Raw genomic sequence first — 22376 nt, forward strand, 5'->3', positions numbered from 1 at the left:
GCACGATCTGTATGGGACGGAGCGACGCTCTGTGACGGGAGGCCAACGCAATGACGACACGAACGCCAGACGCTGAGCCGCTGCTGACGCCCGCCGAGGTTGCCACGATGTTTCGGGTAGACCCGAAGACCGTGACCCGGTGGGCGAAGGCCGGAAAGCTGACGTCGATTCGGACTCTGGGCGGTCACCGCCGGTACCGAGAGGCGGAGGTGCGTGCCCTGTTGAAGGGAGTTCCGAGCATCGGAAGTGACATCTAGGTTCGCGCCAACCTGGCGCGTTGCACGAGCCCCCTCCTCTCCTCGGGTGCGGGCCGCACGGCTGACAGTGCGAGGGTGTCGGTCGTGAGTCCCGCGGAATAGGGCCGAAGGTCTCGAGAGCGGTTGATCGTCCCGTATCGGACGACGGCCGGAGGCTGCGGTATCACCATCGGGCCGCTGATGGAGGGGTAGATAGATCCAGGCGTCGGGTCGTCCGGCATGTGGGTGAGCCCATGCGTCGGGATCCTGTCCCRCCGACGTCCCGCGTCAAGGACCACCTCCGCACCGGGAGGGCGCTGGGTGGACCTGCTGGGGAACCGGCGGACGGCCGTTACGGCTGTCCGCCGGTCTCGTCGCGCTGGGCCAAGGCACTGGACGGACGGCCGAGGCCCTGGACAGCCGAGAGGCTGGACAGAGATCGCTGGACAGAGATCCGAGCTGCCCGGAGGTTGATCATCGTTGGACCGCCGCCTGGCGCCGTAACCCGCCCGGCACCGTGACGTCGGGCGGCGCCGATAACCAGGGCTGGGGGCGGGAGTCGACTGTGCCCGGTTTCCGGCCCAGTACCAGCGCGTTCCGGTTCACGAACAGCTTCGCTCCGCAACCGTTGTTGGCCGTTTCGGCGCCATGGTCGACTCGGCGGCTGGGCCTCGGCGACGCCAGCCGGGGCCTGTGCGGCGGGATGATCTACGCTGTGMGTGATCTGTTCGAGGCCGGAATCGGGCCGCCGCCTGACGTCGTGGCGCCGGCAGTCGRTTCCCCGCTGTACGCGTACCTCGTCCGCCGCCTGCTGGAGAGCTTCGACATCCCGCGGGGGGTGGCCCGCTACTACCGGCTCATGCAGGGCGCCGATGCCGACGTCAACCGGGGGATCCGGGTCCGGCCGGGAGTCGCGCGGACGAGCCTGGCGGATGAGTGGCCACGGATCCGGCTCGATCTGGACGAGGGGTTGCTGTCCCCGATCGGGATCATCACGGTGCGCTCCCCCGATCCGCGGCTGCTCGGCCTGAACCATCAGGTGCTCGCCTACGCCTACGTCCAGGCCGGAACGTCGATCACGCTCCGTGTCTATGATCCGAACACTCCCGGGGACCGGGCCGACGAGGTCACGCTGAGTTTCRATCTCGCCGGGCCGGCGCGGATCGAGCACTCGATCGCGATCGGGGGGCGGCCGGTCCGAGCCTTCTTCCGTTCCCGCTACCGATGGGTCGACCCGCGCCGCGCCATCGCGCCCGCGGCAGGCCGCCCCGCGGGGCAGGAGGCGCCGGGCCGTTCACGCCTGGAGAAGGGCCGGTGACGCGGCAGCCGGGCARCCGGGTGGCCGGGTGGCCGGGCAGTCGTTGGGCAGCCGGGTGGTTGGCCGGCCAGGGGAGCGTTCCCACGGGGATGCCGAGCGGTCGGGATCGGCCCGGGAAGGGTTTGTCGTCCGACCGGGCCATCCCCTATGCTTGCGGTGTTTCAGACGATCGACGTCGCGGTTGGGCGGATGCGCAGCCTCGCTGAGGGTCGTCGCCGCGCCCCCATCGTCTAGCGGCCCAGGACGTCGCCCTTTCAAGGCGGTAGCACGGGTTCGAATCCCGTTGGGGGCACCAGAGGGTAGCCGATCGGCCACTAAATGCTAACATCTAGAGCGCCGGTCAGGTAGTCAGGCTGCTTGCTGATCGTTTCTTTGGCGGGCGATGACGTGGAGGTTGTGGACGACGGCGGTGCGGCGGAGGTAGAACAGGTTCTTGCGCTGCCCGTGGTAGCGGGCGCGGCGGCCCTGCCAGTGGCCGACGTGGGCGAGGGTGTGCTCGACCGCGGTGCGTTCCCGCAGGCGGGCGCGGCCGGCCGGGGTCGCCTGGCGTTCACGGAGTTCGGCGAGCAGAGTCTCGTCGGGATGGATGCTCACGCTGCGCCCGCGGGTGCTGGTGGTGCACTGTTCCCGCAGGGGACAGGCCGCGCAGGTCGCTGCTGGGAAACGGACGGTGCGGCCCGGGGTGAAGGGCATGACCACCCCGGCCGGGCAGGTGAGCTGGCCGTGGTCGAAGTTCAGGGTGAAAGCGGTCTCGTCATACCGGCCGGTGGTGTTGCGGACTCGCCACGCCTTACAGAACACCTGCAGGTTCTCGTCGCGGTCGCGGACCAGAGTGGAGGGCAGGTAGGCCCGGTCGATGTGCAGCTCGGTCAGGTTTTTCGCTACCCCGCGGCGCAGCCGGGCCACACCGGCCGGGGTGGTCTCGACGTCCTGGTCACGGACCTGGCGGGCCACCGCGACAGCCGCCCCGACCGGGGCGGGCTGGGCAGCGATGAAGGTCTCCACCGCCTCCAGGGCGGCCAGCACCACCGCCAGAGCGTGGTCCCGCTCGCCGGGGTCGTCCCAGTCGGCGTCCAACGCGGCTTTCAGGCTGGATCCGGCCAGCACCGGGGCCCCAGCCCGGCGGGCCAGGACGGCGGTTCCTTCGTCCAGCCCCCACCCCTGYCCGGCCGCGATCACACCCAGAGCCTTGCGCAGGGCGTGTCCCATGTTCGGGGTGTCCTCGACCCGGCCGGCGCCCCACAACGGACTGGAGTCCAACGCCGCCCGTAACGCCCGCGGCCCGAACCCCCCGCTCACCATGGCGATCTCGATGGTGCGTGCGATCAGCCGCCGATCCCACCCAGCGTTGATCAGCCGGGTACGGAATCCCACCAGGGTGCCCTTGGCAAACGGGGGACGGTCGGTGTCCAGGCAGTCCAGCACCAGCTGCCAGCGCCGGTCCATCACCGTCGCCTCGATCACCTCGTCGTCGGAGATACCCGTGTAGGCCTGCAGGATCAGCGCCAACGCCAGCTGCGCCGGCGGCACCGGCGGCTGGCCCTTCGGACTGTCGCGGTAGACCTCGGCCAGCTCGGTCTGGAACGCCTCGTCGAACAGCTCATGCCGATACCGGCGCAGGAACACGAACAGCTTCGCCCGCCRCACCAGCCTGATCACTGTTTGTTCCGCAGCCGAGGGCTCCACCGGTGGACGCCACACCCCAGGACGCATCAGGCAGCACCTTCCGATCAGAGGCTGGCACCCGGCACCCACCCACCGGTGCTGCCTACCACAGATCACACACGGCTACTTGACCGGCGCACTAGCCGCCCGTCCGTCCCGAGCCCACTGAAATCCGCCGCGGAGCGTGCGCGCCGACCGCGGCTCGATTACCTGGGCGGTAATCGACCATCCCGGCGACTGTGGCACACGCTGTACGTGGCACAGCACCCTGCGGCCTGTGCCACGCACGATCACGTTGAGGAGGCTGATGTCAATGACCACGAGCCAACCCTCGGTCCGTGCCGGGGCCGAGGTCAGGACGGACGGGGCCACCTGGCTACAGCGTTTCCTCGCCCTCGACGCCGTCGTCACCACGGTGAACGGAATCGCCTATCTGGTGGCGTCGGGGCCGTTGGGGCGGCTGTTCGACGTCAGCGGCGATCTGCTGCTCGCTCTGGGCGCTTTCCTGCTCCTCTACGGCCTGGCTGTCGGTTGGCTCGCCAGCAGGCCGCGGCCATCGGTACTGGCCGTCAACGCGGTGATCGAGGCCAATCTCGCCTGGGCGGTGCTCAGCATCGTCGCGTTGTTGTTCTGGTTCGACGATCCCAGCATMGCCGGGCAGGTCTGGATTCCGCTGCAGGCGGCGACGGTCGGCGGTCTCGCCGTGCTGCAGTTCGCCGCCCTGCGTCGCAGTCGGGTGTGACTCCGAACACCATCCAGCACGATTTTGAAAGGGTACTGAGTTGACTTCGTACAACGACGCTGTCCAGCGGTACTTCGCCGCCTGGAACGCCGCYACTCCCGAGGACTTGAAGGACGCGGTCGCCGCCGCGTTCACAGAAGAAGGCACCTACACCGACCCGCTGGCCGACGTCAGCGGGCACGACGGCATCGCCGCCGCGATCAGCGGAGCGCACGAGCAGTTCCCCGGTTTCGAGTTCAGGCTCGCCGGCTCCCCTGACGGGCACCACAACATCGCTCGTTTCTCCTGGGAACTGGTCTCGAAGGCCGATGGCTCGGCTCCGGCGGCCGGCTTTGATGTGATCACTCTCGCCGAGGACGGACGAATCAGCTCGGTGAGCGGCTTCCTGGACCGGCTTCCGGGAGCCTGACCCCGGAGGTCCGGGCACGGCCCGGTGGAGACGTGCCGACCGGACATCCGTGCCACGGATGCCCGGCCGGCACGCACTTTCGCCTGGGTCTTTCTCCGGGCCTGGGGGCTCATACCACGGGTGCGCCTTTCATGGCGACCTGAAGCGCCTGTGCCGTCTCCGGATCGGCTGGCAGGAAAGTCTCTACCGCCAGTTCGGAGACGGTCACGTCCATAGGCGTGTTGAACGTGGTGACCGTCGAGATGAGAGACAGGATCGTTTCGCCTGCCTGGATCTGCAGTGGCAGCGCGAGCGGGTAATGCTCCGCGCCGAGGGAGGCGTGCGCCTGGCCGTCTCCGTCCGAACCAGGCGCCGGGTACGCCGAGACCTCGTTGAACAATTCCTTGAGTTCACTCGATGGCCGTAGCGTGACCTGTCGGTCGATACGCTCCAGCAGGTGTGCGCGCCACTCGGAAAGGTTACGGATCCGGGGAGCTAGCCCTTCCGGGTGAAGGGTGATCCTTATGGCATTCATCGGCGGTTCGAGCAGGAATTTTGGAAGGTCCCCGAGCAGTGCCTGGACACCGCGGTTGGCGGTCAGGATGTCGTACCTGCCATCCATGATCAACGCGGGATTGGGCTCGTAGGCGGCCAGCAGCCGCTCCAGCCCCGTCCGGAGCACGTACATCTGCGGGTCCTGGAGGCTAGAGTTTCGCAGTTTTCTTGATCGTCTCGCGGTGGTTAGCGAGGCGAGTTGATTTAACCTATTGATGGGACGAGTTGTGTCCGGGTGTGGCACGGCTGCGGCGTGCCGGTAGAGGAAGCAGGCTTCCCGACGGGCTGATGGCGGGAGCATCGACGCTTCCTAAACCAGCTCGAATGAGTGGACGCCGATGCTCCCGGATGTCACTGTACCGTTTTCCCTGGCCGTTCTCCTGGCYGATTTCCGACCGTGCTTCACCGTGCCGACCTTCCGGGTTTTCCGCGCCCTGGTGGCCGGGATGCTCGCGGCCACGGGCCGGCGCACGGTGTGCGGGATGCTCGTCGGCGCCGGGCTGTCGCGGGTGTGGCCGCACGACCGGGTGCACCGGTTCTTCTCCGCCGCGGTCTGGTCCGCCGACGAGCTCGGGGTGACCCTGGCCCGGCTGGCGGTGCGCCTTCTGATCCCCGCCGGGGCACCGGTGACCGTGGCGGTCGACGACACGMTGTTCCACCGCAGAGGCACCAAGGTCTGGGCCGCGAGCTGGTTCCACGACGGCTCGGCCGTCGACACCCGCCAGATCGGCTACGGCAACAACTGGGTCCTCGCCGGAATCATCGTCACCCTACCCTGCCTCGACCGGCAGATCTGCCTGCCGGTGATGGCCCGACTGGTCCGCAAGGACACCACATCGGCCTCCCGGCTGTGGCTGGCCGCCCGCATGGTCGAGAAACTGGCCACCGCACTGCCCGGACATACGATCCACGCCGTCGCCGACGCCGCCTACGCCGGCGACGAGCTACGCACCCTACCCGCCCCGGTGACCTGGACCACCCGACTACGCAAGAACGCCGCCCTCGACGGTGGACTCGCGCAGGAACCTGCGGCGCCAGTACCGGTYGGCGCAGATCAGCCAGGGGTCGGTGACGAAGTCCGCCGATGAGACCCGGAAGGGAGGTTCGATGTTCGCGTCGATCAGTTCGGCGGCGACGTCCTCGCAGACCCGGTCCAACTCGCGGGAGTCGGCTGAGGCTGCCTGACCGAGCCGCGCATTGATCGATGCGACGTCCATGTGCCCCCTCCGTCAGATCTTCTCCGGATATGTACCACACGGCTGCGGGGCGGATCGGTACATACTGCGAACATGCGGGTCGATGTGGTCACCGCGGTACACGCCGAGTACGCGGGTTACCTGCCCGCGGCGTGGGACTCGCTGCACCGGCAGAGCCATCCCCACTGGACATGGCGGGTTCACCTCGACGGGTCGCCCGACGAGGTCCTCGACGTGCTGACCGCCTGCGGAGCGGCGGACGACGGCCGGGTCCGGATCGCCGCGCACGGCACCCAGGAAGGCCTCGGGGTCGCCCGCAACATCGCCCTCGGCGCGTRCACCGCGCCGCTGGTCCAGAACCTCGACGCCGACGATGAGCTCGAACCCGGCGCGCTCGCCGACCTCAGCGGCGCGCTCGCCGCCCATCCCGCGGCAGGCTACGCGGTCGGCCATGCCCGCGACCTGCACGCTGACGRCACCCTGCGCACCGCGCCGCTGGCAGTGCCCGCCGGGCCGCTGGCCCGCGGTGCGCTGGCCGTCGCGTGGGCGTCCGCCTTACCCGACCGCACCCTGCCACCCGTGCATCMGGCCGGGGTGATGTGGCGCCGAAACCTGCTCCTCGTCGTCGGGGGATGGGCGGCGCTGCGCGGTGTCGAGGACACCGCGACCCTCATTGCCGGCTCCGCCCTCGCCACCGGAATACTGCTCGACGTCCCCACATTGCGCTACCGACGCCACGACGCACAGCGTTCCCGCCAGAACGGCAATTTTTCGGAGGGCAATATTTGCTCATCTGGCGGTGTGCCGCCCTACTCGCCGGCGGACCCCCCTGGGAAGAGCGGTAACCAGCAGGGCCGTGTGGGATGATCGGCTGAATAGCATTCGTGGTCCACGAGCAAAGAGGCTGAGTTCACCAGAGTTCGGTTTTTACCAGAGTTCGGTGAGCGCGGCGAACAGCTGGAGCCGGTGCTGTAGCCAGCCGAGGGTGCGGAAGTCGCCGCCGAGGCTGGCGGGCGGGTTGCTGACCAGGGTGTCCCGACGCAGGAGATCAGCAAAGTCGATGGTGGCGCCCACGGCTCCGGGTACGTTCGCGCGGGCCAGGATCGCGAGCATTTCGCTGGCCATGATGCCGTAGCCGATGCTGGTGGGATGGACGCCGTCGAGCGCGATAAGACCTCCCTGGGTACGACCCCGGGCGTCGGAGAGGAAGAATCGGGTGTCGGGCCGGGGGTGCAGCTCGCGGAGTGCCTGGGGTAGCGGATAGGGGCCGTACCGGTTCCACCAGCTCGGTCGGGTGGTCGGGTCGTCGAGATAGCGGCGGTAGGCGAGCCGGTCCAGCAGGGCGCACAGGTCGAAGACCCGCCAGTCGTCACCGGCCTGCCGGTGCGCCCTGACGTGTTCGATGATGACCTGGTTGTACATGTCGATGGCGCTGTCGATCTGCCGGCACTGCGTCCCGGTGAGGCAGGGGTCGGCGGTGTCGAACTGGTCGTCGCTGATCCAGGCGTAGGTGTAGCGGGCGAAGTATCGCGAGCCTTCCGGCTTGTCGCCGACCCCGCGGGCGAGCGGTGCGACGGTGACGTGGGGGACGGTGACCAGCACGACATGCCGGGCTCCCACCTTTTCGATTTCGGTGACGAGCTGGTCGTACTCCTRCTGGAAGTGGGCGGGGCGCCATACCGTGTAGGCCTTCTTCCCGTTCAKGTCGGCGAAGTTGTCTCCGCTCCAGACCAGCCGCAGCCGCAGAACGCTGGACAGCGCGTTGTTGGCCCCGAGAGCGACCACGAGCGTGCCGACGCCCTCGGCACCGAGCTGCCGCGCCGCCGTCAGCTGGGTGGTACCMGGGTCGCCGGGGCCGGCCAGGGCACGCAGGGCAGCGATCGGCCCGTCGTTCTGGACCAGGAGCCTGCGCGGATTCCAGGACCGGCGGGCGGGGCGCTCGGCCAGCTGTTCCTGGCACCAGCCGACGTTCTTCGAGAGTGCGTCGCGGACATCCCAACCGTAGATTGCGAGATTGTGGTTGAATTCCGCCTGCTCGACGGKGAGCCGGCCCGGGCCGAAGCCCCAGTAGCGTTGCACCCCCCGCGCCTGGGTGTACAGCGCGACTATCAGGCGTAGCGCGTGCGCCGGTAGCGGCCGGCCCTTGGTAATGGTGTCCGCGTGGCGCAGCAACTCCTCCATGTTGAGGGGGAGGCCGGCGCAGCCATCCGGCCCGGGATAGACCGGATAGCGAAACGGCGTCACCCCCATCGCCTCGGCCAGCAGARCCGGCCACGACCGGTCGGTGTTGCGGACCGCCAGATTCTGGAAGCCATGGGTGAGCGAATCACCGATCGTCACGAGCGGATGGGCGACATCCACGTCGGACTCGATGGTGAACTCTAGGCCGAGGTCGTCCCGAACGGGCTCCGGAGCCTCCACGCTAATCACCAGCTCGTCCGGCGCTGGCACCTCCGGCACGGACATCGCGGCTCTCCTTCCCCCAACCCACGATTTCCCCGACCTATGATTTCCCCCAACCCGCGATGCATGAGTCGCCCCGAGGTCGAGAGCGCCATTGTGCACCCACGCACCTGTCCAGCCCCCCGAGTCCCCAGCCCCCCGAGTCCCCGGAGACCTCTCGACCACCAGGATCGTCGAGTTCGACTCCGTGAACCGGAGGGGGTTGGCCGTGACGACGGGGTGTCCTCCCGATGCGTCGTGTGGGTCAGCTCGGCGCACCCGGCGGCCGCCCGCCGGGCCCGCCGGACGGTGGCTGGCCGCCGGGCGCACCGGCGGGCTGGCCGCTGGACGGGGTGGTCGTGGTGTCGACGCCGACGGCGAGGGAGACCGTGTAGCCGCTGGTGACGTTGCCGGTCACGGTGGCGAGCTGGCGGGCGCCACCGTCGTCCCCGAAGACGTTGTCGCTGTCGAGACTGGCCTGAGACAGGTTCGCGATCGACGCCTTGTAGCCCTGCTGCGCGTAGACCTGGTCGCAGACGTTCTTCGGCAGGGCGACCTGGGACGTGGCGATCGCTTTGGTGGCGTCGGTGATGCTGGCCTGGTCGGGGTAGACCTCGAAGTGGATGTGTGGCCAGCGTCCGCTGTAGCAGGCCGGGAAGATGCTGGTGAAGCGTACCTTCCCGGCCTTGTCGGCGATCTGGACGCCGCGCAGGTAGTTCTGGTCGGTGATGCCGTTGGTGTACATCGAGTAGCGGCCTTCGCGGTCACAGTGCCACACGTAGACGGCCACTCCCGCGAAGGGGACGCCGCCGGCGAGATCGGTGATGGTCAGCTCCAGCGTCATGGGAACGCCCTCGGCGGTGCCGGTCGCTCCRCCGAAGCTGGACCGGATGTCGCTGCGGACCACGCCGCTCTGCTCGAGCACGTCCGGCCCGTTGGAACCGTCGCCCGGGTAGGGGCCAGCCGTCTCCTGGGGGATCTCCCCGGACGCCCCGCTGGTCGAGGCGGATGACGACGTGCTGGGCGACGCGGTGGAGCCGGACGATCCCGAGGCTTCGGCCCCGCCTGTTCCGCAGGCAGTCAGGCCCGCCGTCGCGGCACCGAGGCCGAGAAAGGTCAGCATCCGCCGCCGGCTCAGCAGCGTGCCGAGGTCGAAGCCCAGTCCCTGGTCGACGGCCTCCTCCTCGGGCCGGGGCAGGGGACGCCCCTCGTACGTCGGCCTCCGGCCGTCCCGCTGGTAATCCGCCATGCGCTCTCCCTGAAATCGACTGATCTTGTGCCTTCACCATGGCGGGACAGTTTTTGCCCGCGCTGTGCGTCCGCTGTGCCTCGGCTGTGCGCGCCAGGTCCCCATCACGGCGGCGGCGGGAAGACCGGCAGGCACGAGCCGGCAGGCACGAGCCGGCCGGATCGGGCCGGCCGGCACGGATCGGGCCGGCCGGCACGGATCGGGCCGCATGACGGTACCGGTGGGGCTGAGGCTGACTACGGGATGGTCCACTCGCGCACGGTGACGATGTCCAGCCGTCGTTCCACGACGGCGCCTGCCGGCCAGCCGTTGACGAGCCGGGTCAGCTCGTCGGCCAGCGATTCGGAGCCGACGGCGTGYCACCTCTGCGCGGCTAGGCCTGCCCGTAGCGCCTCGGCGTAGGAGCTCCGGCTCATCTCGGCGATGTCGCGAACCATCGCCGTCGTCGTCGCGTTGGCCCTGGGTGGCCGCGGTCGCGGTCAGGATCTTCATGTCGGCTCCTCGGAGCAGGGAGGTGTCGGGTGCACGGGCAAGCGAGCGGTCACAACCGCGGGCCGTTGAGTCGTGACCGCGGGCTGTTGAACGGACGGGCCCCGAACGCAGTCGGGCCCCGAACGCAGTCGGACCCGCGCATCGAAGCACCCGGGAGCTCAATCGACGAGGAGTAAATCCGGCTGTGGGCGCCCTCGACGGACGTCACCGCAGGTCAGGTGCCCTATATCGAGCGTGCGCCGCCGAACGCCGAGAAGCCGAACGCCGAGAAAACGCGCTCATCTGCAGTTCCTTGACTCCGGGGGCGGCGACGGCGTCCAGCTCGCGCGGAGCGCCCTCGGCGAGTTCGACCCGTCGTTGCTCCGGGTCGCGGCGGGATCGGGTGCGCTGTCGGTGCGTCGGTCGGTCCAGCTCGATGCCGAGACCTCGGTCTGGATCGGGACGTCGTCCGGTGCGCATCCCGGGGCGGCTGTCGAGGTAACCGGCCCGGCGCAGCAGCAGCAGCCGGCGGCGGTCGGGCCCGCGTGGCAGGCGGTGCTCAGGATGATCACCGCGACGGAGCCGGGGCTGGTCGAGCTGGTGCGGGAGCTGGCGGCGCGGGATGTGCCGGTACCGGAGGTCGGGTACGAACTCGGGGACGCGGCCTGGCAGGCGGAGCTGGCCTGGCCGGCCGCCAGGATCGGGGTCGTCACCGCGGCCGGGCCGGGCGACCCCGAAGGCTCGGGACGCGACGCCGCCTACGCGGCGGCAGGCTGGCTGGTGCGGACCGTGTCCGAATGGCAGGCATCCGATCTCGCCTCGAACCTCACATTGAATCTCGTAGCGAACCTCGCAACGAACCTCGCAACGAACCCCGCATCAAGGATCGATGGTCCACTCGGCTCACGGAGGGACAGCCAGTCGTGCGGAACGGCAGCTGACCCACACCCGGGTCAGGCCCGCCCAGGTCAGGCCAGAGCCGGCGCCGGGAGTCGGCGACACCGCAGGGGGGGGAGCCGGGCGGCCAGAAGGACGTCGAACGGCCGTTGTTCGAGGCCTTCACCGACCAGGACCTGGTCGACCTCGGTGTGGTTCCGGCCCTGCTTCCGCTGATCAGACGGATCGTTGACGAGGACGAGCTGCTCGGGCTCGCCGAGGTCGCCCCGCAGCTCACGTCCGACGTGCTCCTGGCGCTGCACGACGGCAAGAGCGTCGAAGAAGTACTCGAACACGTCACCGTGCCGGTGAAGGCCGACAGCCYGGTCGACCCGGAGGACTTCGCTGCGGCGGTTGCCCGGCCGGCGACCCAGGTGACCAGCGACGATGCCGCGCTGCAGGCGGTGCTGGGCGAGTCGTTCGCGCGGTGGCAGGTCTTCCTGCATCCGACCCAGCGCCAGCTCGTGGACCGGGTCTACGGCGGACCGGCGCGGGTCAGCGGCGGGCCGGGAACCGGGAAGACGATCGTCGCGCTGCACCGGGCCGGGCACCTCGCCGCCCGGCTGCCGCCGGGCGATGACAAGCCGATCCTGCTCACCACGTTCAACCGCAACCTTGCCGCCGACCTGCGGGCCCGGTTCCTCGACCTGGTCGGCCCCGACCTCGTCGATCGGGTCGATATCGTCAACATCGACAAGCTCGCGAGCCGGGTTGTCGGTGAGGCCGGGGCGAGCCGTCGCCGGCGGACGATCGACGATGACGCCGCCGTGCGGGAGTGGGCCGCGATGCTTGACGAGGTCGGTGAACGACGGTGGGACGCCGAGTTTCTCGCGGCCGAGTGGGCCGAGGTCGTTCTGGGCCAGGTGCTCCGTTCCCGCACCGACTACTTCAAGGCCCGGCGACCAGGTCGAGGGCGGCCACTGTCCCGAGCCGACCGCGACGCGGTGTGGCAACTCGTCGAACGTTTCACCAAGCGCCTGGACGACGCCGGTGTGTGGACGTGGCGCCAGGTAGCCGAATACGCCGCCCGCACCGAACAGGACCGCGCGGCCGCGGTGGTGAGCGCGGCCGGTCAGCCCACCGCTTCCGGCTCCCTGCCCAGGTACCGCTATCGGCATGTCGTCGTGGATGAGGCCCAGGACCTCAACCCGGCGCACTGGAAGATGCTGCGGGCCATGGTCGCGCCAGGTCGGGACGACATCTTCCTCGTCGGCGACACCCACCAGCGAATCTACGATAATTACGTCACGCTTGGTAGTCTCGGCGTGAATATCCGTGGTCGCAGTGCCAAGTTGACGCTGAGCTACCRCACCACCCGTCAGATCCTGTGGACAGCGCTTCGGCTGCTTGCCGGTGAGACGTACGACGACCTCGACGGCGGCGACGACAACCTCGCGGGGTACCGGTCGCTKCTCAGTGGCGGAGAACCCGTGCTCGGTGAGGCCGTCACCTGGGCGGATGAACTGAAGCTCATCAGCGGGCAGATCAGGGTCTGGGAGAGCGCCGGCGACGGTTCGACCAGTGCCGGCGACGGTTCGACCGCCGTGTGCGTGCCGACTCGACGGATGGTGGAGGACGTCGTCACACACCTCGAGGCGAGCGGGATTTCTGCCATCGAGATCGGGCCGGACGGGCCGAAGCGAGCCGGCGGCGTCCACGTGGGCACCATGCACCGTTTCAAGGGCCTGGAGTATCGGCGGATCATCATCGGAGGTGCCAGCGCCGGGCTTGTGCCCCGTGGCGTGGTCGAGCGGTACCAGGACGTCGACCCAAAGCGGTACCAGCAGGAACGGGCACGAGACCGGTCACTGCTGTTCGTCGCGGCGACCCGCGCCCGCGACGACCTGGCGATCTTCTGGCACGGCCGGCCAAGCCCGTTCCTGGCCRCCGCCTGGACGCGGCGTCGCGCCGTTGGGTCGAGCTTGCGCAATTGAYGAAGCGCATGCGGGGTTATGCCGACCGGGTACCTCATACCAGGCCGAGGTCGGCCTTTACCTTGTCCCATGGAACTACCTTGTCCCATGGAACGGGCGTCTGCCCGGTAGCCGCCATCTCCTCGACGTAGACCACTTGGTTATCGCGGACCAGTCGAGCGGCAAGCTTGTGATGATGATCCCGGCGGGTTTCGCGCACTTTCCGGTGCAACACCGCTACCCGCCGCACCGCCTTCCGACGGTCCGCGGAACCTTTCCGTGCGCGGGCCAGCGACCGCTGGGCGCGGGCGAGATGCCGCCGCTTCGACCGCGGCGGGCGAGGGTTCGCCACGATCTCACCCGTGGACATGGTCACCAACCGATCGAGCCCAAGATCGACCCCCACCTCGGCGGGCACGACCGGGTACGGCTCGTCGGTCACATCGACCACGAACGACACGTAGTACCGGCCGTCCGCTTCCCGGATCACCGTGGCCGACGACGGAACCGACGGCAACCCCCGAGACCAGGCGAGTTCGACATCTCCGACCTTCCTGATCCGAGTTCTTAACGCGACTGGGCGACACTCGCCACCTGGTCCGTCAGCATGCTTGAGCGGGAGGTGTTCACCGAAGCGGGGTCGCGGCCCGGCTTCTCGGCCTGCCGCAGAACACCTTCCACTACTGCTTGGCGGGTGGCACGGTCGGTGACCGGGCCTACAAGCCGGTGATCCGTGTCGCACCCCGGGCGGCCGGCCTCGACTACAAGAAGACTGCCAACCGTACGTCTGGCCGGCCCCTCGTGCTTCTTGCGGGAACGGCCGCCGCATGTCGGATCACGAGGAGTAAGCGTCGTGAACCCGGACCTGCTGTCCGGGGCGTCTACTCGGGATCGTAGGCGAGGTTGGGGCGTAGCCAGCGCTCGACGTCGGAGATCTTCAGGCCCCGCCGCTGGGCGTAGTCCTCGACCTGGTCCCGGCCGATGCGCCCGACGGTGAAGTACCGCGACGACGGATGGGCGAAGATGAGCCCGCTGACGGCGGCGGCGGGGGTCATCGCGAAGGACTCGGTCAGGCCCATCCCCACCCGCCCGGCGTCCAGCAGGTCGAACAGCGCCTGCTTCTCGCTGTGGTCGGGGCTCGCCGGGTAGCCGAAGGCGGGACGAATGCCGCGGAAGCGCTCGGCGTGCAGATCCTCCAGCGACGGCTTGGCGTCCGGCTCGAACCAGGCGCGTCGCGCCTCAAGGTGGACATACTCGGCGAACGCCTCGGCGAGCCGGTCGGCCAGGGCCTTCACCATGATCGCCCGGTAGTCGTCCTGCCGGGCCTCGAAGCCGGCCGCGAGCGTGTCGGCGCCGTGGACGGCCACGGCGAACCCGCCGATGTGGTCCCCGGCCGGGGCCAGGTAGTCGGCGAGGCTGCGGTTCGGCCGCCCCGCGGGCTTGGCCGTCTGCTGGCGCAGCATCGGCAGGCGCAGCCGCCCCGTGCCACCCGGACCCGGCGTGCCACCTTGACCCGGCGAGCTGGCGCTGTTCACCGCGCCGACGTCGATCTGATCGATCAGGATGTCGTCGTCCTCCGCGACGGCGGGCCAGAAGCCGTAGACCCCGCGGGCCTGAAGGCTGCCGTCCGCGATGATCTGATCGAGCAGGACGTTCGCCTCGTCGTACAGCTCACGGGCCACCGGCTGGTCCAGGATCGCCGGGAACTTGCCCTTCAGCTCCCAGGCAAGGAAGAAGAACTGCCAGTCGATCATCGAGCGCAGCGCGCCGAGGTCCGGGGTGACGACGCGGACGCCGGTGAAGGCGGGGACGGGCAGGTCGTCGAACGTGACCTGCTCGCGGTTCGCCCGGGCCTGCGCGAGGGGGAGCAGCGGGCGCTGCTGGCGGTTCTCGTGCTGCTCACGCAGGAGCTTCTGCTCCGCCCGGTTACGCACGGCGAGCTCCCCGGCCCGGTCGGCGTCGAGCAGGTCCGAGACCACGCCGACGACGCGGGAGGCGTCCAGCACGTGGACGGTGGTGGCGTCGTAGGCGGGGGCGATGCGGACCGCGGTGTGCTGGCGCGAGGTGGTGGCACCGCCGATCAGCAGGGGCAGTTTCAGCCCGCGGCGCTGCATCTCGGTGGCGACCGTGACCATCTCGYCCAGGGACGGGGTGATCAGGCCGGACAGGCCGATCGCGTCGGCGCCCTCCGCCACCGCCGTGTCGAGGATGACCGTGGCGGGGACCATGACCCCCAGGTCGATGACCTCGTAGTTGTTGCAGCCGAGGACCACACCCACGATGTTCTTGCCGATGTCGTGCACGTCGCCCTTGACGGTCGCGAGCACCACCGTGCCGTTGCCACGGTTGRCACGGCCGGTGCCGGTGCCGGCCAGCAGCGCCTGCTGCTTCTCGGCCTCCATGAACGGTTCCAGGTAGGCGACCGAGCGCTTCATCACCCGGGCGCTCTTGACCACCTGCGGCAGGAACATCTTCCCCGACCCGAAGAGGTCGCCGACGATCTTCATGCCGTCCATGAGTGGTCCCTCGATCACGTCGAGGGGGCGGGCCGCCCGCGCCCGGGCCTCCTCCGTGTCGGACTCGATGAAGTCGACGATGCCGTGCACGAGCGCGTKCGCCAAGCGCTCCTCGACCGGCGCCTCGCGCCAGGACAGGTCCACCGTGCGCTTCGTGCCGCTCCCGCTCACGGTCTCGGCGAACGCGACGAGCCGGTCGGTGGCGTCGTCGCGCCGGTCGAAGAGCACGTCCTCGACGAGTTCGAGCAGGTCGGCGGGGATGTCCTGGTAGACGGCGAGCTGGCCGGCGTTGACGATGCCCATGTCGAGCCCGGCGCGCACGGCGTGGAAGAGGAACGCCGAGTGCATCGCCTCGCGGACGATGTCGTTGCCGCGGAAGGAGAACGACAGGTTCGAGATGCCGCCGCTGGTCCGCGCTCCCGGGCAGTGCTGCTTGATCAGCGGCAACGCGTCGAGGAACGCCTTCGCGTAGCCGTTGTGCTCGGCGATGCCGGTGGCGACGGCGAGCACGTTCGGGTCGAACACGATGTCCTCGGCCGGGAAGCCGACCCGCTGGGTGAGCAGGTCGTAGGCGCGGGCGCAGATCGCCACCTTGCGTTCGGCGGTGTCGGCCTGGCCCCGCTCGTCGAAGGCCATCACGACCACGCCGGCGCCGTAGTCGCGGATGCGCCGGGCCTGCTCCAGGAAGGGCTCCTCGCCCTCCTTGAGGCTGATCGAGTTGACGACGCCCTTGCCCTGCACGCAGCGCAGCCCGGCCTCCAGCACACTCCACCGCGAGCTGTCGACCATGATGGGCAGGCGGGCCGCCTCCGGCTCGGTGGCGAGCAGGTTCAGGAACGTGGTCATCGCCCGCTCGCTGTCGAGCAGGTCGGCGTCCATGTTGACGTCGAGCAGGTTGGCCCCGCCGCGCACCTGCTCCAGGGCGACGTCCACGGCGGCCTGGTAGTCGTCGGCCTCGATCAGCCGCCGGAACCGCGCCGAACCGGTGACGTTGGTGCGCTCCCCGATCATGACGAAGCCGGTGTCCTCGCCGATCTCGAACGGCTCCAGCCCGCTGAAGCGGGTGCGCGCCGGCGGGGTCGGAACCGGGCGCGGCGGCGCACCGCCGACGGCGGCGGCGATCCGCGCGATGTGCGCCGGCGTCGTCCCGCAGCAGCCGCCGACGATGTTGACCAGGCCCGCGGCGGCGAATTCGCCGATCAACTGGCCGGCTTCGTCCGGGGTCTGGTCGTAGCCGCCGAAGGCGTTCGGCAGGCCGGCGTTGGGATGGCAGGCCGTGAACGTGCCGGCGAGCCGGGCGAGCTCGGCGACGTGCGGGCGCATCTCCTCGGCGCCGAGCGAGCAGTTCACCCCGACGACCAGCGGATGCGCGTGGGCGATGGAGCTCCAGAACGCCTCGACGGTCTGCCCCGACAGCGTCCGCCCGGACAGGTCGACGATCGTTACCGAGATCCACAGCGGCAGCCGCGGGGCGACCTCGCGGGCGGCGGCGATCGCGGCCTTCGCGTTGAGCGTGTCGAAGATCGTCTCGATGAGCAGCAGGTCGACCCCGCCGTCCGCCAACGCCTGGATCTGCTCGGCGTAGGCGGYCCGGACCTCGTCGAAGGTCACCGCCCGGTACGCCGGGTCCTCCACTCGCGGGGACAGCGAGAGCGTGACGTTCAATGGGCCGATCGAACCGGCGACGAACCGCCGCCCCCCGGTCTGCCGGGCGGCCTCGTCCGCGGCCTGGCGGGCCAGCCGCGCGCCCCGCAGATTCATCTCCCGCACCAGCGACTGCAGCCCGTAGTCCGCCTGGCCGATGCTCGTCGCGGTGAACGTGTTCGTCGTGGTGATGTCCGCGCCGGCCGCGAGATACTGCCGGTGCACGTCGAGGATCACGTCCGGACGGGTCAGGTTCAGCAGGTCCRGGTCGCCGGCGAGGTCCTTCGGGTGGTCGCGGAACCGCTCCGTGCGGTAGTCGGCCGGGGTGAGCCCGGCGTTCTGCAGCATCGTGCCCCAAKCCCCGTCGAGCACGACGACCCGCTGGGCCAGCAGCTCCCGGAGCTCCCGCTCGCCGGCCTCGACCGCGTCTGCCCCGACCGTGCTGGCCTCGACCACACCGTCATGGACGGCCACCTCGTCGACCGACCTGGACCCTGCCATCAGACCACCTCCCGGTTATGGGAGGCGCCCTTACTGAACGGTGCGGGCCGAGCGTGGCGGACCTGGGCCCGTCGCAGCGCCTCTCGACCTGTGAGTGACGATACCGTGCCATCGTGATCACTTCACGCCGGCTCGAGCGTTTCGCTGTCGCTGTCGCTTGAGAGTCGTATGCTACCCGGGCGGGACACYGGTCCGCGCCGCGCATGAGCTCATCCGGACCTGGCAGAGGTGTCGGCATACAGCGCACGGATCTGGGCGTCGCTCGGATGGTGGCCCGTGCCCGGGAAACCGACCATCCAACCGGCGACAAGCACCGCGTGGTCCAGTACGTCGTCATCCGTGATCATCTGGTTGACCAGCCCGAGCTCGGCCGCCTCGGTGGCGCTGACGGCGTGGCCGGACAGCAGGAAGTCCGAGACCCGGGCGGTGCCCATGATCTGGGGAAGATGCCAGGACAGACCGTATTCGACGGCCAGGCTGAGGCGGGAGAAGCCGGAGCCGACGAAGGCGGAGGCCGCGATGAACCGGACCTCMGGGTCGGCGTCCGCGGCACACAGGGCCTGCGCCTAGGCGGTGGCCATCGGCAGGGTGAACGCGCTCATGACCTCGGGCCGGTTCAGGGTGGCGACGGCGACCCCGTCATCGGACCCGGGTCAGAACGGGATCGGCAACGGCGGTCTGGATCGACTCCGTGCTGCTGCGCACCTTTCGCTCGGTTCCCGCGAGGTCGGCGGCGTGCCTGRCATTCCCGGGTGCGCCCCGGCGTGCCGTCGCGCCCGCCGCGTGGACTCCGCGGATCTCATGCCGATGTCGCGTCTCCATAGCGGATCGCGAGTGATCGGGTGCGTGGACTGTTGGGCAAGAATCCTGGGCTCCCGGCCCTTCGAGTGGTCCCGGTGTCGTGTAGCATGACCTCCAGATCCGGACAGGGCCCGTGGCTGGCACCTGGAGGGCGACAACTGAAGATCGATCTAGAGCATGGTCCCGTGGTGAAGCCTGGAGTTCACGCCGCCCTGTCAAGGCGGAGGTCGCGGGTTCGAATCCCGTCGGGACCGCGTTCGTAGGGCTAACAGTGCGCTGTGGCTCATGCGAGAGTCGCACTGCCCGGGGCAGGTAGCTCAGTCGGTACGAGCGTCCGCCTGAAAAGCGGAAGGTCGRCGGTTCGACCCCGCCCCTGCCCACCACCTCTGACCTGCGGTTTTGCTCGTTCACGGGTCTCCTTGCAGGACGTTGGAGATCATTTTGTAGCAACGGGTGTAGCAACGGCCCCGCACGCCAGCGCACGTGGGCGGCCAGTGGCGTCCTACGCCAGCTCGTCGACGAGCTTCTGGAGCGCCGCCCGCTTGTCGTCCAGCGAGGCATGGGCATAGATCTCCATCGTAACGTCGATCGCGGAGTGCCCCGCGATCTCGCGGACGACGTGCGGGGGCACGCCCGCGTTCAGCAGCAGCGTGACGCAGGTGTGGCGGATGTCGTGGAAGCRCACGCCCTCCAAGCCGAGTACGCCGCACAGCGGCAGCCAGCTACGTCGAAGGTTGTCCGGCTCGATCGGCGTACCAATCGCCGTGGTGAACACGAAGCCAGTCTCCCGCCAGTTCACATCGGYTGTCTCGCGTTCCGCGTCCTGCCGTGCCTGGTGCTCGCGCAGGACCTTCGCGATCAGCGGCAGCAGCGGCAGGGTTCGCTCCGAGGTCCGCGTCTTCGGCRCTACCACCCTCAGATGCCCACCGACCCGCTGCAACGAGTGCCGCACGGCAAGGGTCTCGTCCTCGAAGTCGATGTCCTCCCAGCGCAGGCCAAGGATCTCCCCTCGCCGCAGCCCCAGGTACAGGGCCAGGACGTAGAGCGCGTATAGCCGGTCGTGCGCGGCGGCCTTGAGCAAGTGGCTGGCCTGGTCGGCGCTGAGCCCCCGGTGCACCTTGTAGGTCGGGCCGGAGACCTTCGCGAGCTTCGCGACATTGCGGCCGACCAGTTCCTCGCGTACTGCGGCGCCGAGGACGTTACGCAGAACGCTGTGGACCTGCTGCACGAGCCGGGCGGACGGCGCCTGGTGGCAGCAGCGCCCAACGGCGCAGCAGCGACGCTGCTTCACAGGGCGGCGGCGGTCGGTGCCGTGCAGGCAGCACAGGCAGGTGCCGCGCACCCGCTTGAGCAGGTTCCGCACATCGACGCCGYTCAGCTTGTTCAGCCGCTTCTTGCCGATCGCCGGGATCAGGYAGTTCCGGACGATGACCTCGTAGCCCTGCACCGTGCGCGGTTTGCAAGCCGGCGTCACGATGTCGCTGAGYCAATAGGTGAGGAACCGCTCCATGGTCCACCCGGTTGCCTCGGCTGGGATGCCCTGGTCCGACTGGGCCTGCATCTTGGTGAGCTTCTCGCGGACGATGTCGGCAGTCTTCCCGTATACCGGCCGGCGTCGCTGCGTTCCGTCGGGCATGAGGACGTAGGCAGCCCCCACCCACATCCCGTCGCTCTCGCGCTGGTAGATCGAGCCCCAGGGCCATTYCGTAGTCGATAGGCCAAGTTGATCATTCTTGGCATCGGCCGATGCATGGTCTGACCTGGACGGATACCGGCGACACGCCGGAGGTAGACGCACGGCAGGCACGACCCCCCACCGATCATGGAGTTCTCGACGCTTCATGTTCGCCAGGGAAGGCCGTGCCCGCCGATGCCATCATCCCCCGTCGCCGCCGTGGTCGACGAGCTTGCCGCGCAGCTTCCGGACAGGATCAACCAGCCGCGTCTGATCACCGAAGGTGATCAGACGGCGTTGCTAGAAGCTCTCGCGCGGGTACCGGATCCTCGTCGACGGCGCGGGGTGCGTTACCGGTTCGCCGCGGTCCTGGCGATCGCGGTGTGCGCCATGCTCAGCGGAGCCCGGTCGTTCGCGGCGATCGGGGAATGGGCCGCCGACCTGCCCGCGGACGCCCGCGCCGGCCTGGGGTTGACCGGGCGGGTCCCGGGCCCGGTGACGATCTGGCGGGTGCTGGTACGTGTGGACCGGGCGGCGTTGGAAACCGCGATCGGAGCCTGGATCCAGGCCCGCCTCGACACCATCGACACCGCCGGGCACCAGCCGCCACAGCGCCGACGCCGGGTCCGGCGGGTRCTCGCGGTGGACGGCAAAGCGATGCGCGCCACCCGGCACGGCACCCACCYCGTGCATCTCCTCGGTGTTCTCGACCATGCCCGGGGCGTGGTCCTGGCACAGGTCGACGTCGACGAGAAGACCAACGAAATCCCTTTGTTCTCCACGGTYCTCGATCAGATTCCGGACCTGACCGACGTCCTGATCACCGTCGACGCGATGCACGCGCAGACCGCGCACGCCGACCACCTACACGCCCGGGGAGCGCACCTGCTGGTCACCGTGAAACGCAACCAGCCCACCGTCCATACCCGGTTGAAGACACTGCCCTGGAAAGACGTCCCGGTCGGGCACACCACCACCGGCCGTGGCCACGGCCGGATCGAGACACGCACCCTCAAGGCCGTCACCGTCCCGGCCGGGCTCGGGTTCCCCCACGCGGCCCAGGCCATCGGAGATCACCCGCACCTCCCGTCCGATCAGCACGAACAAGAAGAAGACCGASGGCAAGCGCCGCCAGCGACGTGAGACCGTCTACGCGATCTGCGCCCTGCCCRCCGAGGACGCCCTACCCGCCGAACTGGCCACCTGGATCCGAGGCCACTGGTCCATCGAGGTCCGCCTGCACTGGGTCCGCGACGTCACACTGGGTGAAGACCTCCACCAGGCTCGCACCGGCAGCGGACCCCAGGTCATGGCCGCTCTCCGCAACCTGGTGATCAGCCTGCTCCGGCTCGCCGGCTTCACCAACATCGCCCGAGCCCTACGCCACCACGCCCGCCATCCCGACCAGGCCATCACCCTCGTGACCAGCACAAACGCGACTTTGCAATGACCCTGGGAGCACCCCGAKCGCGGTGACATCGACCTGGAGCGCCGCGAGCTGCGCGTGACGGGCAAGGGCCGCAAGGAACGGATGATCAAGCTCGGCTACAACGCCGCGCGGGCCATCGACCGGTACCTTCGGCTGCGCGGCAAGCACAGCTACGCGCACAGCCCGAAGCTGTGGCTCGGGATCAACAACCGCCAGCCCATGACCGCGAACGGCATCTACCAGATGATCTCCCGGCGCGGAGACGAAGCCGGCGTCGTGGTCCACCCGCACAAGTTCCGGCACCACTTCTCCCACTCGTGGCTCGACAAGGGCGGCAACGAGGGCGACCTCATGGAGCTGAACGGCTGGACCTCCCCGCAGATGCTCCGCCGCTACGGCGCCAGTGCCCGCAACRTCCGCGCCCGCCGCACCTACGACCGGATCATGAACGGCGAGTAGGGCAGCATCAATTCTGCAGTGGTCACCGTCGACCGACCTCGCTTCGGCGAATAGGCTGTGTGGCTCCGGCCGGGAGTGCCGGCCGGAGCCTACCGGCGGGCATCCCAATGAGCATCGCGGGATATCCCCCGTACTCATCAGCAACGCGCTACAGAGCTTGAATGGTCAGGGTCTGGCTACGGCGGTTCCGGGTCGATGATCAGTTCGGTCTGGCCGAGGAAGCCGGCGATCAGGTCGGGC

General features: G+C 69.3%; 19 protein-coding genes, 3 tRNA genes and 2 pseudogenes. 15 read left to right on the plus strand and 9 right to left on the minus strand.

The genetic code is table 11. The features are described 5' to 3' along the window. Positions 1-50 precede the first annotated feature (50 nt). The 3 genes from bldC to Manayef4_RS12020 all read left to right on the plus strand — a co-directional run bounded on the left by bldC (position 51) and on the right by Manayef4_RS12020 (position 1849). Complete coding sequence (gene bldC / locus Manayef4_RS12010; protein ID WP_006540950.1) at positions 51-257, plus strand: developmental transcriptional regulator BldC; 207 nt, start codon at positions 51-53, stop codon at positions 255-257. Positions 258-801: 544 nt separating this feature from the next. Then, entirely contained in the window at positions 802-1554 is a 753-nt protein-coding gene (locus tag Manayef4_RS12015; RefSeq protein WP_070131669.1) for a hypothetical protein, read from the plus strand. A 219-nt stretch (positions 1555-1773) separates the two neighbouring features. Beyond that, positions 1774-1849: transfer RNA gene (locus Manayef4_RS12020), tRNA-Glu, on the plus strand. A 53-nt stretch (positions 1850-1902) separates the two neighbouring features. On the opposite strand, the gene Manayef4_RS12025 is transcribed toward Manayef4_RS12020, so the two are convergent. Then, a complete protein-coding gene (locus Manayef4_RS12025; RefSeq protein WP_070131650.1) occupies positions 1903-3267 on the minus strand; it encodes an IS5/IS1182 family transposase in 1365 nt (454 codons plus the stop codon). Positions 3268-3532: 265 nt separating this feature from the next. On the opposite strand from Manayef4_RS12025, the gene Manayef4_RS12030 reads away from it, so the two are divergent. Together Manayef4_RS12030 and Manayef4_RS12035 are read left to right on the plus strand one after the other, a co-directional pair. Beyond that, complete coding sequence (locus tag Manayef4_RS12030; protein ID WP_011434577.1) at positions 3533-3961, plus strand: hypothetical protein; 429 nt, start codon at positions 3533-3535, stop codon at positions 3959-3961. Between the two features lie 40 nt (positions 3962-4001). Then, complete coding sequence (locus Manayef4_RS12035) at positions 4002-4370, plus strand: nuclear transport factor 2 family protein (RefSeq protein ID WP_011434578.1); 369 nt, start codon at positions 4002-4004, stop codon at positions 4368-4370. Between the two features lie 109 nt (positions 4371-4479). Here Manayef4_RS12035 and Manayef4_RS12040 read toward each other — a convergent pair whose 3' ends face one another. Next, entirely contained in the window at positions 4480-5037 is a 558-nt protein-coding gene (locus Manayef4_RS12040; protein ID WP_023840621.1) for a hypothetical protein, read from the minus strand. Positions 5038-5311: 274 nt separating this feature from the next. On the opposite strand from Manayef4_RS12040, the gene Manayef4_RS12045 reads away from it, so the two are divergent. Both Manayef4_RS12045 and Manayef4_RS12050 read left to right on the plus strand, forming a co-directional pair. Beyond that, positions 5312-5992: a transposase gene (locus tag Manayef4_RS12045; protein WP_254665610.1), complete on the plus strand. Its 681-nt coding sequence runs from the start codon at positions 5312-5314 to the stop codon at positions 5990-5992. 201 nt (positions 5993-6193) lie between these two features. Then, entirely contained in the window at positions 6194-6967 is a 774-nt protein-coding gene (locus Manayef4_RS12050; protein WP_254665611.1) for a glycosyltransferase family 2 protein, read from the plus strand. Positions 6968-7027: 60 nt separating this feature from the next. Here the strand turns inward: Manayef4_RS12050 and Manayef4_RS12055 are convergent, their stop codons facing one another. The 3 genes from Manayef4_RS12055 to Manayef4_RS12065 all read right to left on the minus strand — a co-directional run bounded on the left by Manayef4_RS12055 (position 7028) and on the right by Manayef4_RS12065 (position 10228). Beyond that, complete coding sequence (locus tag Manayef4_RS12055; RefSeq protein WP_070131652.1) at positions 7028-8566, minus strand: hypothetical protein; 1539 nt, start codon at positions 8564-8566, stop codon at positions 7028-7030. A gap of 241 nt (positions 8567-8807) precedes the next feature. Beyond that, positions 8808-9791, minus strand: a complete 984-nt coding sequence (locus tag Manayef4_RS12060) for an intradiol ring-cleavage dioxygenase (protein WP_070131653.1) — start codon at positions 9789-9791, stop codon at positions 8808-8810. A 236-nt stretch (positions 9792-10027) separates the two neighbouring features. Beyond that, positions 10028-10228 carry a hypothetical protein gene (locus tag Manayef4_RS12065; protein ID WP_070131654.1) on the minus strand — a complete coding sequence of 67 codons (201 nt, stop codon included), beginning with the start codon at positions 10226-10228 and terminating at the stop codon, positions 10028-10030. 289 nt (positions 10229-10517) lie between these two features. Between Manayef4_RS12065 and Manayef4_RS12070 the strand changes: the two genes are divergently transcribed. Further along, complete coding sequence (locus Manayef4_RS12070; RefSeq protein WP_035911001.1) at positions 10518-11375, plus strand: hypothetical protein; 858 nt, start codon at positions 10518-10520, stop codon at positions 11373-11375. After that, positions 11306-13132: pseudogene (locus Manayef4_RS12075) on the plus strand (UvrD-helicase domain-containing protein); the annotation flags it as partial. The gene Manayef4_RS12070 and the pseudogene Manayef4_RS12075, both read left to right, overlap by 70 nt. Positions 13133-13166: 34 nt before the next feature. Here Manayef4_RS12075 and Manayef4_RS25970 read toward each other — a convergent pair. The 3 genes from Manayef4_RS25970 to Manayef4_RS22940 form a co-directional block, all read right to left on the minus strand. After that, on the minus strand, positions 13167-13940 hold the full coding sequence (locus Manayef4_RS25970; protein WP_011434586.1) for an RNA-guided endonuclease TnpB family protein: 774 nt from the start codon (positions 13938-13940) through the stop codon (positions 13167-13169). A gap of 52 nt (positions 13941-13992) precedes the next feature. Beyond that, positions 13993-17772, minus strand: a complete 3780-nt coding sequence (metH, locus tag Manayef4_RS12085; RefSeq protein ID WP_070131656.1) for a methionine synthase — start codon at positions 17770-17772, stop codon at positions 13993-13995. A gap of 209 nt (positions 17773-17981) precedes the next feature. Next, positions 17982-18329: an enoyl-CoA hydratase-related protein gene (locus tag Manayef4_RS22940; RefSeq protein ID WP_083282414.1), complete on the minus strand. Its 348-nt coding sequence runs from the start codon at positions 18327-18329 to the stop codon at positions 17982-17984. 423 nt (positions 18330-18752) lie between these two features. Here Manayef4_RS22940 and Manayef4_RS12100 point away from each other — a divergent pair. Beyond that, positions 18753-18827, plus strand: a tRNA-Asp gene (locus Manayef4_RS12100). A gap of 52 nt (positions 18828-18879) precedes the next feature. Then, a tRNA-Phe gene (locus tag Manayef4_RS12105) sits at positions 18880-18956 on the plus strand. Between the two features lie 119 nt (positions 18957-19075). Here the strand turns inward: Manayef4_RS12105 and Manayef4_RS12110 are convergent. Next, the gene (locus Manayef4_RS12110) at positions 19076-20236 is read right to left on the minus strand and encodes a site-specific integrase (RefSeq protein WP_070131658.1); all 1161 of its coding nucleotides are present in this window, start codon (positions 20234-20236) and stop codon (positions 19076-19078) included. Positions 20237-20443: 207 nt separating this feature from the next. On the opposite strand from Manayef4_RS12110, the gene Manayef4_RS12115 reads away from it, so the two are divergent. From Manayef4_RS12115 to Manayef4_RS12120, 4 genes and pseudogenes are all read left to right on the plus strand, one after another. After that, positions 20444-21391: an ISAs1 family transposase gene (locus Manayef4_RS12115; RefSeq protein WP_254665612.1), complete on the plus strand. Its 948-nt coding sequence runs from the start codon at positions 20444-20446 to the stop codon at positions 21389-21391. Beyond that, a pseudogene (locus tag Manayef4_RS25975) lies at positions 21342-21527 on the plus strand (ISAs1 family transposase); the annotation flags it as partial. The gene Manayef4_RS12115 and the pseudogene Manayef4_RS25975, both read left to right, overlap by 50 nt. 30 nt (positions 21528-21557) lie before the next feature. Further along, a complete protein-coding gene (locus tag Manayef4_RS25980; RefSeq protein ID WP_023840633.1) occupies positions 21558-21698 on the plus strand; it encodes a hypothetical protein in 141 nt (46 codons plus the stop codon). A 33-nt stretch (positions 21699-21731) separates the two neighbouring features. Further along, positions 21732-22136, plus strand: coding sequence for a tyrosine-type recombinase/integrase (locus Manayef4_RS12120; protein WP_256388619.1), 405 nt, complete (start codon positions 21732-21734; stop codon positions 22134-22136). Positions 22137-22376: the final 240 nt, after the last annotated feature.

The sequence above is a fragment of the Frankia sp. CgMI4 genome, from assembly GCF_001756285.1.
Classification (GTDB): domain Bacteria; phylum Actinomycetota; class Actinomycetes; order Frankiales; family Frankiaceae; genus Frankia; species Frankia casuarinae.